Source organism: Streptomyces iakyrus, assembly GCF_000717055.1.
Classification (GTDB): domain Bacteria; phylum Actinomycetota; class Actinomycetes; order Streptomycetales; family Streptomycetaceae; genus Streptomyces; species Streptomyces iakyrus.
Window position 1 is genome coordinate 283,162 of the sequence record NZ_JNXI01000002.1, and the last position, 15,885, is coordinate 299,046.

Sequence of the window (15,885 nt, forward strand, 5' to 3'; positions counted from 1 at the left end):
CCCATGTTCGGGCTCAACGCTGCCAAGAAGGCCGCCGCCGTCGCCGCGGCGACCGCTGCCGCCGCCACGACCGCGCTGCTCGCCGCCCCCACGGCCGTCGCCGCGCCCCAGCCGATCGTCGGCGGTACCACCACCACGACGTCCGCGTACCCGTTCGTCATGCAGATCACGGACGCCTCACAGAACCAGTTCTGCGGCGGCACGCTCGTCTCGCCCACGAAGGTCGTCACCGCCGCGCACTGCATGGTCGGCGAGACGACCAGCAGCGTGCGCGTCGTCGGTGGCCGCACCTACCTGAACGGCACCAACGGCACGGTCGCCAGAGTCGGCAAGATCTGGATCCACCCGAACTACACCGACGCCACCAACGGCGAGGACGTGGCCGTGCTGACGCTGTCGACGTCGATGCCGTACACCCCGGCGAAGTACGTCTCCTCCTCCCAGACCTCGGTGTACGCGGCCGGCACCACGGCCCGCATCCTCGGCTGGGGCACCACCTCCTCGGGCGGCAGCAGCTCCAACCAGCTGCGCACCGCGACCGTACCGACCGTGTCCGACTCCAGTTGCGCGAGCTCCTACGGCTCCGACTTCGTGCAGAGCGACATGGTGTGCGCCGGAAAGACCTCCGGCGGCGTGGACACCTGCCAGGGCGACAGCGGCGGCCCCCTGCTCATCGGGGGCGTCCTGGCAGGCATCACTTCCTGGGGCGAAGGCTGCGCCCAGGCCGGTTTCCCGGGTGTCTACACCCGGCTGACCACCTTCTCCAACCTGGTCACGACGCAGGTCAACTCATGACCGCCCACTAGCTCCTGAGTACCCCTCAGGTGAAAGACCAGGGGGCGTTGCGGGCCTCCACGAGCGGCCCGCAACGCCCCCTCTCCATGCCGGGACGGGCTCTAGCCACGCACGACGCCGAACCTGATGTCGTACGACGACCCCGGGTGCATGACCCGCAGCATCCGCTCACCCTCGGCGGTGACCTCGTCCCGCCGGGCCCGGGCGAGGCGGTCGAAGGGCTCGATCACGAGCGCGTCCTCCTCCAGCCGCCACAGGCCCGCGAGGAAGCCGTCGACGAGGAGCGTGCGGTGGGCCAGGTTCCCCTGCCACGAACGGCCCCGGTGCTCGGGCGGGACGACGCGGGTGCGGTCGGCGTGCGAGAGCAGCAGGTTGTCGAACTCGGGGAGGAAGCGCGGCGGCGCGGGGGTCTCCGGGTCGGGGCGGGGGGCGTCCGGGAGGTCGAAGAGTTCGACGCCGGCTTCGTCCCGGAAGGTCACGAGCTGCGGGCGGAGGCGTTCGAAGGCGTCGCGCAGCCGGGTCATTCCGGCCCAGGCCTGCATGTCCCGCACCGAGGCCGGGCCGAAGGCGGCGAGATAGCGCAGGACGACCGCGTCGGGCGCGGGGGCCGGTCGCGCGGGCCGGCCGAGCCAGTGCTCGGCGGTGGTGAGACGGACCTGCCCGCTGCGTCCCCACAGCCCCCGGGGCGTCACCTGCACGAGCGGGAGGCGGCAGCGGGCGGCGACGGCCAGGGCCTGCGGATCGGCGTCGGGCCACTCCCGGAGCAGGGCCTCGCGCAGCTGCGTCATGGTGCGCGGCTCGGTCTCGACGAGGTCGCGGGCGATCGCGGCGAGCCGCTCCAGGTCGACACCGGCGAGTCCTTTGCGGAACGTGACGAGCTCCCGGTCCCGGGCGGGCTGCACCAGCGGGCGCAGCGTGAGGCAGTCGTCCGCGGTGTGGGTGTGGATGGTGGAGCGCATCGTGACGATCCGGACGGCCTCGCGGTCCGCCATCAGCCGGGACAACGCCTCGGGGGTGAACCCGTCGAGCCGGGCGGCGAGGGCGTAGTACGGCGGCTTGACGTTCTGCGCCTGGAGCCCGACCAGATGCTCGACGGCCGCCGCGACGGACAGCCGGGCGCGGCGCAGGAGCAGCTGGCGGTCGAGGGTCGCACGGTTCAGGGCACGCGTGCCGAGCAGGGGTGCCGTGCCGGTGACGCTCCGCTTGGTGTTCGTCATGTGAGGACGGTAGCGGGGCTTGCGGACAGGTTCTGTCCGCGACTCCGGGCCGCCACGGCTTCCCCCGGCCCGGCGACCGCTCCCGTCGGAGAACGCTAGAACTTCGCAGTACGGGAACAGGCCGGGCCGCACGGGCACAGCAGAAAGGTGACCCGGCGGACCGCGTAGCGGACGGAGCCGAGCCGTCCGCCGATCTCGCGGGTCCCGGTATGGACGAGGCGGGCGAGTGCCTCGAACACCGGTGAACCGCCGCGGACACCGACTCCAGCGCGAGTGAGCGCCCGCAGGTCCTGCGGGGCGTCGGAGAAGACCGCGATGAGCGTCTCGTAGCGTGCGGACTCGACGGGCACGCCCGCCGGCCATAGGAAGGGCATACCCGGATCGTGGCCCCCGGGCTCCTCGCCCAGCGCGCGTCGTTCTGCCGGGTCGAGGGTGATCCCGGCGGGTTCCGCCTGGTTCAGGACGGTGATGCGGCCCGCGACACCCACGTCGAGGACGTTGGCATAGACGGTCTCCCCGCAGGTACCGGCATGCGCGACGCTCACCCGCAACCGGTCGGTCAGGTGCAGCAGGGCGCCGTCCGTGACACGGCCCGCCCCGGCGGACACCGCCAAGTCGACCGGTGCCGGCAGGTCGTCGACACCGTCGCCCAGGCTCCGCAGCCGCAGCGAAGCGGCGAGATCCCGGACGTGGCCGCGGAGTTCGGCGAGACTGCCGGGTTCCAGGGCGCGGTGGGCCCGGTAGAGCGGCAGGCCCGTCGAGTCGTAGAGCATGTACGTGGGACCGGCGAGTGCCACGGTGGCGATGTCGGTCGGGTGCTCGGCGGCGTCGGACCGCACCCCGATACCGGGCAGCTCCGCGAGAGCGGCGACGACCGGTTCCGTGGGAGTCCCGTCGGCCGCGGTGACCCGCACATCGAGATCACGGCCCGCACTTCGCCACGGGTGCGCCATGGAGCCGTCCGGTACCGGCCGGCCGTCGACCGAGTCCAGCAGGGCCGCGTCCCCGACCAGATGGGTGACCCGCACGACCGGCGCGACCGACTCATCGGGGGCGCTTCCCGCGCGGCAGAGCAGGAACTGGTCCTCGGGCCCGATCCCGTGGAGCCGAGCGCCGTCGAGCCACGCCTGGCCGGTGCCGAGGTCCGTCCGTACCGGGTGGGGCTGCTCCGTATGGCGCACGCCGAGCGTGAACGGGATCCGGTCGACTGGCCCTTCCGCCTCGGGCCGCTGGAGCGGTGTCATGGCGAGGACCTCCTGACGGACGCGGTCCATGACGGCCCGCCAGGTCGTGTGCGCATCGGCCCGCAGCGCCGCGATCAGGGAGGCGGTGAACAGGCCGTGCGACCCGCCGAAGTCGAACGAGTAGTCCTCGTAGGCGCGCTGGTGCGAACCGCACGCAACGAGTCGTACCGCGTGCGGGTTGGCGTCGAACCAGTCCTCATGGGGGTGCTCGTCACGCAACCGCCGGAACTCCGCCCCCGCGCTGTCCCAGCGGCGTGCCACAGCGGCCTTCGGCCACTTCGCGTCCCACCCGCGGACCTGCATCCCGTCGCGCACACCCTCGCGCGCCATCCGGGCGCTGAAGCAACAGTCCAGAACGGTGGTCACGTCGGGTGTGCGCAGCGTCAGGCGCCATTGCAGGGCGCTCAGTTCCTCCGCGAGAATTCCGCGGAAGTCCTCCGCGTCCGTCCGAGCCACGTCCGTCGGCAGGATGAACCGCAACTCTCCGGGTATCCCGGGAGTCACGGTGGTCGAGCGGCTGCCGTGGCCGGCGTAGAACACCACGACGCTGTCACCCGGCTTCGTCACCCGGATGAGGTCTTCGTAGGCGCCGAGGATGCCGCTGCGCGACGCCGTCGCCTCCTGGAGCCGGTTCACGTCGAACCCGCGCTTCGCCAACAGGTCCACCACGAGCTCGGCGTCGTTGTGGCATCCCGTCAGGGCGCCGGTCTGACTGGCGATGACCAGCGCCCGGCGGGTTCCGGCAGAAGCCGGTTGTTCGCTCACGATGTCTGCTCCCTGGGTTCCGTTGGTATTGCACCCGCTCGCCCCGTCGGCCCGGCGCGCATGCCGGGGAGTTGGGCCAGCTCCGGTGGGAGTTCGTCGGGGTCGGTCGCCGGCAGCCAGGCCAGCCGGGCTTCCTTGAACTCCGCGGCCTCGGTGGCGCGCCCCGTGATGTGCAGGAGCCACCAGGTGGTCGTGGAGACCGTCGCGGTCAGCGCGTGTCGCTCTCCGAAGTGAAGGCAGGCCTCGTCCGCGGTGTCGTAGGCCAGGTCGACGCACAGGGGGACCCGGCCCAGTGCGTGCAGGGCCAGGCAGAGGTCTGCCTGAGCCAGGAGTACAAGGGGATGACGTGAACCCAACGTTCTGCGGCCGGTCTGCACCAGGGTGCGCAGACCCTCCTCGACGGCCTCGGCCTCGCCCGCCAGGAGCGCCTTCATCAGCTCCTTTTCCCGGTGCCGGAACTCCGATTCCATGTCGGGCGCGGGCGCGTCGGTCGGGGGCTCGTCCGCTGTCCGCCCGGATTGGGCCCCGGCTGCGCTCACCACGTGCAGGATCGAGGTCCCGGAGTGGGTCATGCCGATGGCGGAGAAGACCCGGTCCGCACGTGCGCGCGCAGTCCGGCACCAGTCCGCGGAGCCTCCGTCCCAGTCGCCGAGTTGCCGGAGCAAGGCGAGGAGTTGCTTGCGGAGCGCCGGCGACGCCCGCAGCCAGGCCGCCCGGGAGACGAGCACCAGGAGCACGTGCTTCAACAGAGGAACGACGCGTGCGAGTTCCCTTCGGTACGTGCCCTCGAAGTCGGTCTCCGGCAGTTCCTGCGGCGGCTCCGCGACGATGATGACGCACAAGGAGAAACGGGCCAGAAAGACGCCGGTGTCGTACCAGAACCCGGCATCGCCCGGCAGCGCGTTGCGGACGTCCACCATCAGGCAGTCGAAGGAGCGCTCGTGCACGGGGTCCACCGCCGTGGCCGGGTTCTCGTGTTCCTGTCCGAGCAGGTCGTCGAGACGCGGGACCAATGTCGACAAAGAGGGCAGCGAATACATCGTGTTGCGGACCCGAATGGCCTTGTCCTCGTGCAGGCGCGGCCCCTGGCCTGCCCCGACGATCATCTTGAGGTGTCGATGCCCCTCACCGAAGTCGAAGTACAGCTCCTCGATGTCGATGCCGAACACCAGGCCATCGGGAGGGCGCGCCTGCGATGAAGGGGGCGAGGGCGGCACGATGTCCCGGTCTCGCCGGGCGTTCCCGCTCACGGCAGTCCGAACGACTGGAACGCCGCCCAGTAGTAGGGGTGGGCGGTGTCCGGTCCGGAACGTATGACCTGCTGCGCACGGTGGAGGGCGGCCGCCGGACCGACCCGGCGCAGGCCGTTGTAGAAGTGGTGCATCAGCGTGGCCGTGACCCGGTCGTCGACCTGCCACAGCGGACCGATCACCGCTCTCGCCCCAGAGGCGAGGAGGACGCCGGGCAGGCCGGAGTACTCGTTGCCCGGGAGTGCCCGGGACAGCCCCGAGTGGCAGGCGGCCAGGACGATCAGGCGGGCGCGCAGCTGAAGCCGCACCAGGTCGGGCGCCCAGAGCAGATGACGATCGGCGCCCGTCCCGGTCATGTGCAGGGCGGACAGATCCGGATATCCGTCGAACGTGATGCCGTGGCACGCGAAGTGGACGACATCCGCCTCCGGCAGATCGGCGAGCACCGTCGCCTCGTCGATACCGGAACCGCTCTGGACCGTTCGGTCGTAGAAGCCCGAGGCCGCGTGGACGAGCTCGGCCGCCGCGTGCGGCAGGCTGCCGTCCGGATCACCGACGCCGACGAACCTTTCGACGCGGCGCCTGTGGCGCGACTGCTCCAGCATGGCCAGCAGTACCGAGAGGCTCGGCACGTACGAAACGGCGCGACCGGCGCCCAGCGGCGACGGATCGAGCACGGCCAGCGGTACGGACCACAGCGCACCGGAGGGCACGATCACGATGCGCCGCCGGTCCGCGACGACCTTCCGAACGGGGTCGACACAGGCCGCGGCGAGGGCGGCAGAGACCGTCGCGAGTCGGGAGCAGTCGTCGTGCGATTCCGGGGACGTCGCGAGCCGGTGGTAGTCGGTGCAGAGGCGCTCCGTGGCCTGGACGTCGTAGGCCGCGACGTTGTCGGCCCCGTCGCGGGTGATGCCGTAGATCTGGCCGATCGGCGTGTACACGAGGACGATGTCGTCTTGGGGAAGGCGCTCGGCCAGCGCGGCCGCCGAGGCCGGCCCGAACCGAGGGTAAGGCGGAAGAGCCGTCGTGAGGACGTGCTCGTCGTCGTCCGACAGCGCTCTGCGCAGTCGTTGCAGTGCCGTCCCCAACTGCTTGTGCGACCCGCCCGTTCCCGCGTCGGCAGCGGACTGGCCGAGGTAGCGGACCGCCTGCTGTTTGTACTGTGTCGACAGCGATGTGGCCGGGGCCTCGGCGTCGGCCCAGAGCCTGTTCAGCGTCAGCAGCCCGAGCAGGCTGCGGCTGGTGTTGCGCTCCAACGTGTCGAGGGCCTCGACCGGGCGTCCGGCACGTTGGGAGCTCTCCGCTGCCTCGAGATAGATCGCGCCCAGTGACACGGACCGACTGCGTTGCGTCGCGGCCGAGCGAACGTGGCGCCGGTCTTCCTCGGCGGTGCGGACGGCCTGGTGCAGACGATCGGCCGTCACAACGTCACCGGCTTGCCCGTCGAACGCGCGCAGTGCGGCGAAAAACTGGTCGTGGGCGCTCGTGGGCGACGCCTCGGCGACCGGTGTGCTCGGGTCGATGACCACCAGTTTGCGGGCGCACTCGTTGCGCCAGTGCGCCTGTGTCCCGGCGTCGTCGCTGAGCAGGTGCACGGAGTCCATGCACCAGCGCAGTGCCTCGGCCGCCTCTTCGGAGGCGGACCACAGGAGCCTGGTGCCGCGGACGTAGGAACGGAACCAGGCTCCGTAGTCGGCGTCCACCTCGGCCAGCCGGTCCAGGTAGAACTCGGACCTGCCGACGACCCGGGCGGTCGGCAGGTCCGAGTCGATGGCCAGGACGACGAGTGCCCGACGTAACCCGCCTTCGGAGCCGGCCTTCCGGAACGCGGCCTCCGCCAACTCCGCGTGACGCAGGGCCGCGCCGAGGTCACCGGTGGCACGGTCGCCGCGCACGAGTTCCCACAGCTGGAACTCGACCTCACCCTCCATGTCGTAAGCACGTCGCTCATGCAGTGCCCGGACCGCGCGCCGAAGATGAGCGATCGCCTCCTCGGTGCGTCCGAGCGACTGCAGGATGCCCGCCTCCCGCCAAGCGATCATGGCCGGGTCGGTGCTCAGCTCCGCCGGATCCCGCAGCCCCGCCCACTGCAGCGTGACCTGCATCGCCTCGCTCGCCGGGTCCGCCCCGGAAGCCACCTGAGCACGCACCGCGGCGACGCCGTGGGCACGGCAGTCCCGCAGGGTTCTGCGGACGCGTTCGAGCGTCAGCCGCACGCTGCTGTGCTGCGGATCGCTCCGCTCCCGTGCCGCCGCGTCCGCGACGAGCCGGTCGAGGACCGCTTCGGCCTCCTCGGTCAGGAGCTCCGGCCGTCGCTCGACGGCGGCGAGGAACGGCAGCGGGCCGTCGAACGACTCGGTGAGGAACGCATGGACCGCCTGGGCGGCGGTCGACGGCGCACGATCGTCCAGGGCGCGCTCCTGCTGTCCGGGGTCGGGCGGTGGCGAGAGGGACGAGGATACCGACTCGATTCCTCCCGCTGAACCACATATGCCGAAAGGGAAGTCCGGTCAGTCGCCATCCTCGGGGTCCACGACGAGGACGACCCGGCTGGCGGACCGGTTGCCCTCCTCCACCGCGACCCGGTAGAGCCCCGGCGCCGGGAAGGTGACCTCGGCGACCGCATACCCGTCGTCGTACTGGCGTGCCACAGCCACGAGCAACGGAGACGGATTGTCGATGTGGCGGCATCGGACGGACACCTGCGACCATGCACCGCGCACCTGGATCATGCAGCTCTTCCCCGCCTCCACGAGGTCGGACAAGGACAGGGAAAGCTCGTGCCGGTCGGACGAAGGCAGCCCGATGCCCCCGTCGTCCGACAGTGCGCGCGCGAGGCCTCGTCCGGACGAGCCGGGGACGGCCTCGGTCACGTGCTCCGCCGACAACATGAGTTCCACCCAGTTCAGGACAGTGCGATGCATCGTCAATGCGCCGTACTGGACCGGGACGAAGAAGTCCGCGCGCGTCGGCGAGCTCGCGGACTGGCAGGGCACCACACCGTCGCCGCCGAGGTCCCAGCGGCTGAGGTTGCCGTGCTGATCCCTGATGGGCTCCCCGTCGTTGTGCGTCCGCACCGAACTCAGCAGGGGGTGGACCGTGCCGTCTGCCCTGAGGTGGACGCTCTGCACAGTGGGCTGTCCGCTGCCCACCACGGCCCGGAAGAGTGACACCGGAGAAGCCGCGTCCGTGTCGCGCCGGGTGCGCATCGCATCCCTGGCGAGCGCCGTGTCGCCGCCCAGCCATCCGATGTCGTCGAGTTCCAGGCGTCGCACCTCCCCGTCGTGGTGCTCGACGCAGCGGTAGTCGGGCAGCAGGTCGTAGAAGCCGGGCAGGGTCCGCATGACCTGCCGCAACGCCAGGGTATGCCCGGCCGCCAATCCGGAGTTCCGGTAAGGACCCAGCATTTCCAGGGCTTTGGGGACACCGCGGAAGGGCGTCCCCAAGCACAGGACCTGCCGCGTGACCTCGGCGAGGCCGCGGGCCATCGCCGCGCGGACGACGAGCCCGCCCGTGGAGTGGGCGACGAACACCAGCCGCGGCTCGCGTGCGTCGTATCCTGCTCTGCCGCCCGTCCGGGCGACCTCCGAATGGGCTCGCCAGCGTTCCAGGTGGCGGGTGGCCGCCTGCGTCAGGAGGGCCGCGTTGTGTGCGGCGGACAGGCGCCAGTCATAGGGAAACGCCAGTACGGCATCGGGATGGACGGCGGAGTCCCTGACGGTCCGCAGCAGGTGGGCATACGGTTCCAGACCACCGAGGACGGGCGCCCAGGCGGGTGCCCGCAGGGGGCCGACGGGACGGACGCGACGGGTGTCGCCGGAGCGCTCGTCCGCCGTGAGCTCAAGAGCTCGGGCTGCGTTCCGCCACCACGTACTGAACAGGCCCGTCAGGCCGTCGTGTCCCCACAGCAGCCTGCCGGACTCCGTGTCCTCCAGAGCGCTGCCCATGAATCCGGGCACCACGACCACGGCGTCCTGGGCTGCCCCCGGCATCGGGATGGCCGAGCCAGGCCGGCTGCCGGTTCTGCTCCTCGTGTACGAAGCCTGGTCGACCTCGTACTGGTAGGTGCTGACCAGGGCGTGGTTCCAGGACGGTTGCCGCTCTGCGCGGCTGTCGATGTAAGCGCCGACGACCTCACCACGGACGGTGCTGTTGTGACCGGCCAGCCAGGTCGAGGAGCTCTCGTCCTGCCCGGTGTCCGTCTCGTCGTCGTCCTCCCCCCGGGCGGCCGGTTCCCTCTTCGCGGCCCGTGTCACCTCGGCGAGGTCTCGTACGTCGTCGTCGCTGAGCGACGTCCGCAGGATCTTGCCGGAAGCGCCCTGGACATCGACTCCGAGCAGCCGGGCGGCCTGTGACACCAGCTCCGGCACGTGATCGCCCACCTCGGCGGCGAGTTCACGGACGAGAGCGGGATGCCGGGCCCGCTCTCGTGAGCCGAGCCGGGAGACGTGCTCCACCACCTCGTCCCGCAGCCGCCGTGCCTCCACGGTGTCCGCGCGGTCCTCCCGCCGGTACAGGCGCAGTTCGGCCACGGCGACGCTCAGCGGGAGTGCCTCGCCGAGCTCAGGGGTCTCGGCCGCCCGGCGTGCCTGGCGCAGAAGAGTACGCGCGGCACCGAAGTGTCCGAGGTCCTCGTCGATCCGGGCGCCGCTCACGGCGATCTCCACGAAGCCCCGGGCGTCGGAGAGACGGGAGGCCAGTTCGAGCGCCGGCTCGACCAGCCGACGCGCCTCCACCATCCGGCCCAGCACGGCCAGCGCGCGGATGCGCAGTGCGGCCAGGGCGAGGTCCTCAACCACGTGGTCCGGACGTTCGTCCAGCAGGAGCAGGGTCTCCTCGGCCCTGCCTTCAGCCAGGCAGGCGGTGCCGGCGCGCAGCGCCTGCCGTGCCCAGGTCTCGTCATCGGCCTGGCGCAGCAGGTCGGGGGCGACGGTGAGGCCGAGCCGTTCGGAGAGGTAGATCCGGCCGCGAGCGGGCAGTTCTTCGAGGGCGGAGTCCAGCAGCGGGCCGGCTTCGATCAGCCACCGGCGATCCAGCGTCTTGGCCGACTGCCCCAGGCACAACCGGTGGTAGAGCTCTTCCGCCCGGTGCTCGACGGCGTTGACGGGATCTCGCTCGGCCAGGTCCGCATAGTAGGCGACCGCCTTGCGGTGGATGCGCTGGACGAGGGCGCGCCCCTCGTCTCTCAGCATCGGCAGCATCACGCGGCGCACATCGGCGCGGTGGACGACGGCTTCCCGCCCCGGTGTTTCCTCGACGAGAGCCGCCTCTTCCCGGAGCCGCCGGAACAGGGCTCGGGCGCGTCGCTCGTCGACCTCTCCCAGACCGCACGGTCCGGCCAGTACGTGGCGGATGACGTCCGGGGTGACACGGCGGACGGTGAGCCCCGGGCTGGCGATGCGTCGCAGCCCCGGATCCTCCAAGTGGTCGAGGATGCGCCGGTAGAGGATGCCCTGGCGCTCTTCCGGCTGGAGCCGCAGCTGCACTTGGCGGCGCAGCGACGCGTCGCGCAGGGCTTGCGGCCCTTCCCTGCGGAAGAGGTCTGCGGCCAGTTTCAGACTGAGCGGGTCGGATCCGACCGTCCGGATGACGGTCTGCAGCGCGGCTTCGTACTCCCGGCCACCGCCGGGCAGCAGCCGGCGCAAGTAGCCTTCCGCGGTGGCGGGATCGAAGCCCGCCAGCGGCACGCGCGCGAACCGTCCGTCGTCGACCGGTGCACGGCCCGCGGCGATGATCCGCAGCCACGGGCAGGAGTCCTGCAGGACTTCGAGGAAGTCCAGCAGCCGGGCCAGGGCGAAGGCCCCCTTCCGCTGGGCCTGTTCGAAGGTGTCGAGGACCAGAAGGACCGGCCGGTTTCCGGGATGCAGCACGCTGGTCACCAGATGGGCGAACCGGGCTACGAGGGCCGTCTCGTCGCTCCGGCGTCCCGTTCTCGGGCCTAGGGTACCCCGCAGCTCGCCCTCCGCCCTGCTGTCCGCCTGCAGGGTGGTGCGCACCGCTCCCAGGAGCTCGGGCACCGCGGGCCCGTCGAGTGCGGGTACCAGTGCCCGCAGCTGCCGCAGCATTTCGCCCAGCACCGTGAGCGGTTGCTCCGGCACCAGGTCGGTGCGATCGAAGGGGATATACGCGTAGAGCCGCCCATGCGACGGCCGAGCCCGTGTGACGCCGTCCAGCACGAAACGGGCGACGAGGGTGGACTTGCCCACGCCGCCGGGGCCGTGGATCAGCAGCCAGGGAGGCCGCCCCGGTGGGCCGTCCGCACCGGTGCGGACGTGCCGGGCCAGTTTCTCCAGTTCCCGCTCGCGCCCGCAGAACGTGGCATCGGCCAGCGCGTCCAAGGGCTGGAAGAGTCTCGCCAGATCGATGTGCCGGCTGATGTCCTGTACGCCGGGCAGGGTGAGGGATCGTTCGGCCAGGGCGGCGCGGGCGCGTGGCGCGTCGTCGAGCCAGCCGGCGACGGTGAGGGCGGCGTGCAGCTCTTCCAGGCGCAGTTCGTCGAGCGGCCGCGCGGTGCCGGTCAGGAGCCGCTCAGCGCAGTCCCGCGCGGTGTCCTGTCCTGCCCCGACCCCCGAGCGCAGGGCCGCCAGCAGGCGGTCCGGGGTGCCCAGTCGTTCCAGCGTCGTCGTTCGCGCGGCCGGAAGCAGTCGCCAGCGCCGGCCCTGACGGGTGGTCACCCGCTCGCAGTCGTGTGAGAGGAACTCACGCAAGGCCGCTTCCGCCGTGCGTCCGGCGGGCCCGTCTCCCTCCAGCTCGGCCGCGTCGAAGGCGCTCACCAGGACCGTCCTCTCCCGCAGCGCCCACCGCTGCGGTCCCGCGTCATCGGCGCCGGACACGGCACCGGCGGAAGGGGCCGAGCGCAGAAGGTTCAGGACATCGTCCGCGGTGATCTCCCTCCCGGGTGAGGACTCAGCCACCTGTTCCTCCGTACATCTGGTAGAGCTGCCGGCCGCGGAGCGCGGCCAGATGGGAGATCCGTTCGAGCGGCAGGGGCAGGCCGGGGTCGTGATCGCCGCCGGTGGCCTCGCGCAGCACCTCCTTGACGAGGAGATCGGCGACGGCCGGGTCGATCCGCGCCCCGGCGCTCACCGCGATCGAGCAGAAGAACTCATGCAGGTGCTCCACACCGATCGGGCCCAGGTGCGTGCGCCACACATACGGATCGGCGGACGGCTGGAGTTGTCCGTCGTAGGCGATGAGGACCATGTTGAGGCGGTCACCGGTCTCCCCGTCGACCACCGCTTCCGCGAGGCCCTCCACCATCCGCAGGGCCGATGGGGTCAGCGCCGTCCCGACCATGCCGTCGAAGACGAGCCAGTGGTCCTCCGACAGGGCGCGCATGTGCCGCTTGGCCACGTTCACCAGCCGTCTGACGTGGGTGGCTTCGGAGGCGAAGGGGTCACCGTGGCCCAGATCCCAGCCGAGCTGGTCGGTGAGCGCGGCAGCGATGTCGCTCACCTCGACGGGCGGCACGTACGCGGACAGATCAATCTTGTAAGGGGTGATCTTGCGATTGCCGAGTACGTGGCAGAGAAGGAACCACGTCCAGGTCTTGCCACACCTGCGGTCACCGTCGACGATCAGGACCCGGCCACCGGGGGCGTCAAGCATCTCACGCAGGGTCGCGCGCAGTTCGCCCCGGTCGATGAACGCCCTCGTCCGTCCGCCGCCGACCAGCAGCGCCGCGCAGGGGTCGCGCTCCGCCGCGGGCGGCTCCTGGGACAGGAGCACCTTGAAGATGTCGTACTCGGCACTGTTCGGGTGCTGCGCGACGACCTGAATCAGTTCCCGCAACTTGCGTGCGGAGGCCGCGTGTTCCAGCACGCGCGGCCAGATGTCGGTGAGGGGTCCTCTCCATTCGATGGCTGCGGGGAGGAGACCGACGGCCGCGACGAACTGCCGGACGGAGGCCTCTCTGTCGTGGACCTTCAGCAGCACGTCCAGGAGTTCGCGGGCTTGCGGATCGTCGAACGCGAAGACGGTCTGGTCGAGCAGGAGCGCCACTGTGTCACCTCAGCCCCGCGTTCGCCAGGCCCGCTGCGACCCGCTCGATCCTGACGCCCTCATTGCGGTACTCCGCCTGTGCGCTGAGCGGGCCGATCCTGGTCCAGCGGCGGTGCAGGGCGACGAGCCGCCACCGCTCGTCGAAGACGGGCGAGCCCGACGACCCGCGGTCGGTGTCGGTCCAGTACTGGACGATCTCGTCGTCGACGTAGCGCACGACGTTGTGCCGCGCGGCGAGCTTCTTCACCCCGCCGTTGGGGTGCTGGATGATGTAGAGGCGGTCGCCCACCTCCAGGGTGGCCCGCTCGGGCAGTTCGATCACGACCGCGTCGTCCGGCAGGGGTCCGACCGCCTTGACGACGGCCCAGTCGTCCGTCTCGTCACCGACCACGGAGCCGGGATCACAGGCGACGCTCACATGCTCCAGGTCGCGGCCGTCGAGGTCCTGCTCGTAGCCGAACCAGGCGTCCACCCGCCCCGGTCGGCTGCCGCTGCCGCACAGGACATGATGGTTGGTCAGCAGCAGGTCGGGGCTCACCCGGAACGCCGTGCCGTGGTAGCGGCGCCCGCCGTCGTCGGTAACGAGCAGTCGGCACACCGCCGTTGCCTGTTCCGTCCCCCGGCGCAGGAAGGCCACGTCCTGGAAGGTGTTGCTGCTGAAGATCCGCCGCTCCAGGGGATCGGGGTCGGAGAAGTCCTTCCAGGTGCCTGGCGGAGGGTCCGCTGCGGGCGCCTCCAGGACCGGCCTGTCGCCGATCAGTTCCTTGAGACGCTCCGCCACCGCGAGGTCCGGCCCGCTCTCGATCACTGAGAGCAGCGCCCTCAGTTTGCCCTGGTTGCGGGCGGCGGGGATGAGGTCGAACCAGATGCCGTAGACCGGCTGCCGCCAGTCCACGTGCCAGGTCGCGATGCCCGCCTTCCCCGCCATGGCCTTCACGGCCATCGGCTCGTCGTAGACGGAGACGAGCAGTTCCTGGAGTTCCTGCGCTCCGGGGGTGCTCCATTCGAAGGGAAGGCGGTCGAGGAAATGCGTCATCGCTGTCACCTTGCTGCGGGCTGGGCGGTCGGCAGGCGTCACTTCTGCGGCTGGAAGGACCAGTAGAACCCGTCGGCGTGCGGCACGGACACCAGCCCGAAGCGCCGGGACGGCGGGAGGGCCTGCCGCAGCAGGCCGTAGACGTCGGCGAGGACGGACGTGTGGTCGCCCATGTACGAGTGGCCCATCAGCCCGGTGTCGAGAGCGCCGGCGTCGATGGTGTCGAGCCCCGGGGCCACGACTATTCCGGCGCCGGCCTGCCCGGCGCGCGGTGCGGCAGCCATGGTGCGGGAGGCGGCCAGGGCGCGGTCGGCGGACGATGCGTAGAGGGTGCACCCGGCAGCCTGCCGGGTGATGCGCGGCAGGCGCCTACGGAACACCTCGGCGTCGACGTCGGGCGCGGCGAAGACCACCTGGCCGAGTCGGCCGGAGCCCTCGGGCAGGCTCGTGGTGTCGAAGTCGGCGAGCGCTTCGGTGAGCAGCCGGTTACCCATGCTGTGGGCCAGCACATGCACCTCGCTCACGTTCGTCTCGGCCAGAACCAGGCGCAGGAATTCCTGGAAGTACGGCACCGCGCGGCTGACGGAGTTCTCGTCCGCCACGTAGCCACCGACCGTGCCTTTCGACGGCCAGCTGTAGAGCAGGGGAACGCCGGTGAAGTTCAGGTCGTAGGCGATCTGGGCCGCGCGAATCGCGGCGGCGCGGAACGGGACGTTGTAGCCGTGGACGAACAGCAGTGCCTGGTTCACCTCGCACTCCGCGAGCCGTTTGCGGGTCAGCTCGGTGAACTCCTGGGCGGTTGACGTCGCCACGGCGCCGAGTGTCGCGACCCTGGCCGGATCGTCCCGGAAGCGCAGCCGCCACACGCGGGATTTCTCCGCGGCGCCCATACGGTGGTCGTCGGGAATGCCCACCCGGGCTTCCCCGTAGGTCAGTTCGCCACGTGCGGAACCGAAGCCGGCCCGCTTCTCGTCTAGCGCGCGGTCCGTGGCGTACAGCACCGGAACCAGCAGTGAACGCTGCCAGGCGACCCAGTGCGGCGGCGGGTCTGCGGGGCCGAACTGCTCCTGGCGGACCGCCAGAGCGTCGAACTCAGCAGCCAGCATGGCTCCGAGCGGAGCGTGGGCTTCGAATGCCAGGGCGACTTCGCGCGCCGCCGAGTCGATCGCCTCATGCGTCTCGGGCGTCGGCGTCTCCTCCGTGCCGCCGGCCGGGGAGACGTGCTGTGCGGTGTCCAGCGCCCGCAACGCCGTCAGGACCTTTGACTCCAGGCGTTCGAGCTCGGCCCCGTGCACGAACTCCCCGACCTTCGGCCACACTTGCGCGACTGCGGGAACGAGTGGTCCCCAGTCCTCCACTTTGCCCCCCCATGACTCCGAGAAGACTCTCGATACACGGACCGGATTCCTCACGGCCCCCCTCGGCATCATAAGGCGCGGTCGGCCGCCTCGGAGGGCAAGTGCGCAGGTAGCGGACGCGGTTGTGGCCACGGTGCAGAAGTGCCCGTGAGTACCCGGCCTTATCGGCCTTGAGTAGCCGCTCGGATACCCCACCGCAGGTCGGCAGGACAAAGT

At 71.0% G+C, this 15,885-nt stretch carries 10 protein-coding genes; 2 read left to right on the forward strand and 8 right to left on the reverse strand.

Going from position 1 to position 15,885, the window contains the following annotated elements; all coding sequences use genetic code 11:
* Positions 1–3 precede the first annotated feature (3 nt).
* Positions 4–795 carry a S1 family peptidase gene (locus OO68_RS03820; protein ID WP_033306648.1) on the forward strand — a complete coding sequence of 264 codons (792 nt, stop codon included), beginning with the start codon at positions 4–6 and terminating at the stop codon, positions 793–795.
* A gap of 101 nt (positions 796–896) precedes the next feature.
* Here the strand turns inward: OO68_RS03820 and OO68_RS03825 are convergent, their stop codons facing one another.
* The 4 genes from OO68_RS03825 to OO68_RS03840 all read right to left on the reverse strand — a co-directional run bounded on the left by OO68_RS03825 (position 897) and on the right by OO68_RS03840 (position 7,490).
* Positions 897–2,012, reverse strand: a complete 1,116-nt coding sequence (locus tag OO68_RS03825) for a winged helix DNA-binding domain-containing protein (RefSeq protein ID WP_033306649.1) — start codon at positions 2,010–2,012, stop codon at positions 897–899.
* 95 nt (positions 2,013–2,107) lie between these two features.
* Positions 2,108–4,021 (reverse strand): caspase family protein, encoded by a 1,914-nt coding sequence (locus tag OO68_RS03830; protein ID WP_209442538.1) that lies wholly within the window; start codon positions 4,019–4,021, stop codon positions 2,108–2,110.
* Complete coding sequence (locus OO68_RS03835) at positions 4,018–5,190, reverse strand: hypothetical protein (protein WP_051814389.1); 1,173 nt, start codon at positions 5,188–5,190, stop codon at positions 4,018–4,020. Before OO68_RS03835 ends, OO68_RS03830 begins: the two co-directional genes overlap by 4 nt.
* A gap of 77 nt (positions 5,191–5,267) precedes the next feature.
* Entirely contained in the window at positions 5,268–7,490 is a 2,223-nt protein-coding gene (locus OO68_RS03840) for a CHAT domain-containing protein (protein ID WP_051814390.1), read from the reverse strand.
* Positions 7,491–7,496: 6 nt separating this feature from the next.
* Here OO68_RS03840 and OO68_RS03845 point away from each other — a divergent pair, with 6 nt between their 5' ends.
* Positions 7,497–7,757, forward strand: a complete 261-nt coding sequence (locus OO68_RS03845) for a hypothetical protein (protein ID WP_033306650.1) — start codon at positions 7,497–7,499, stop codon at positions 7,755–7,757.
* 27 nt (positions 7,758–7,784) lie between these two features.
* Here the strand turns inward: OO68_RS03845 and OO68_RS43700 are convergent, their stop codons facing one another.
* The 4 genes from OO68_RS43700 to OO68_RS43705 are packed head-to-tail and all read right to left on the reverse strand — an operon-like array spanning position 7,785 to position 15,630.
* Complete coding sequence (locus OO68_RS43700; protein WP_051814392.1) at positions 7,785–12,188, reverse strand: AAA family ATPase; 4,404 nt, start codon at positions 12,186–12,188, stop codon at positions 7,785–7,787.
* Entirely contained in the window at positions 12,181–13,275 is a 1,095-nt protein-coding gene (locus OO68_RS03855; protein ID WP_033306651.1) for an effector-associated domain EAD1-containing protein, read from the reverse strand. The genes OO68_RS43700 and OO68_RS03855 overlap by 8 nt, the downstream gene beginning before the upstream one ends.
* Before the next feature lie 4 nt (positions 13,276–13,279).
* Positions 13,280–14,311, reverse strand: a complete 1,032-nt coding sequence (locus tag OO68_RS03860; protein ID WP_033306652.1) for a trypsin-like peptidase domain-containing protein — start codon at positions 14,309–14,311, stop codon at positions 13,280–13,282.
* Positions 14,312–14,349: 38 nt separating this feature from the next.
* Positions 14,350–15,630, reverse strand: a complete 1,281-nt coding sequence (locus OO68_RS43705) for an alpha/beta hydrolase (RefSeq protein WP_051814394.1) — start codon at positions 15,628–15,630, stop codon at positions 14,350–14,352.
* Positions 15,631–15,885 lie beyond the last annotated feature (255 nt).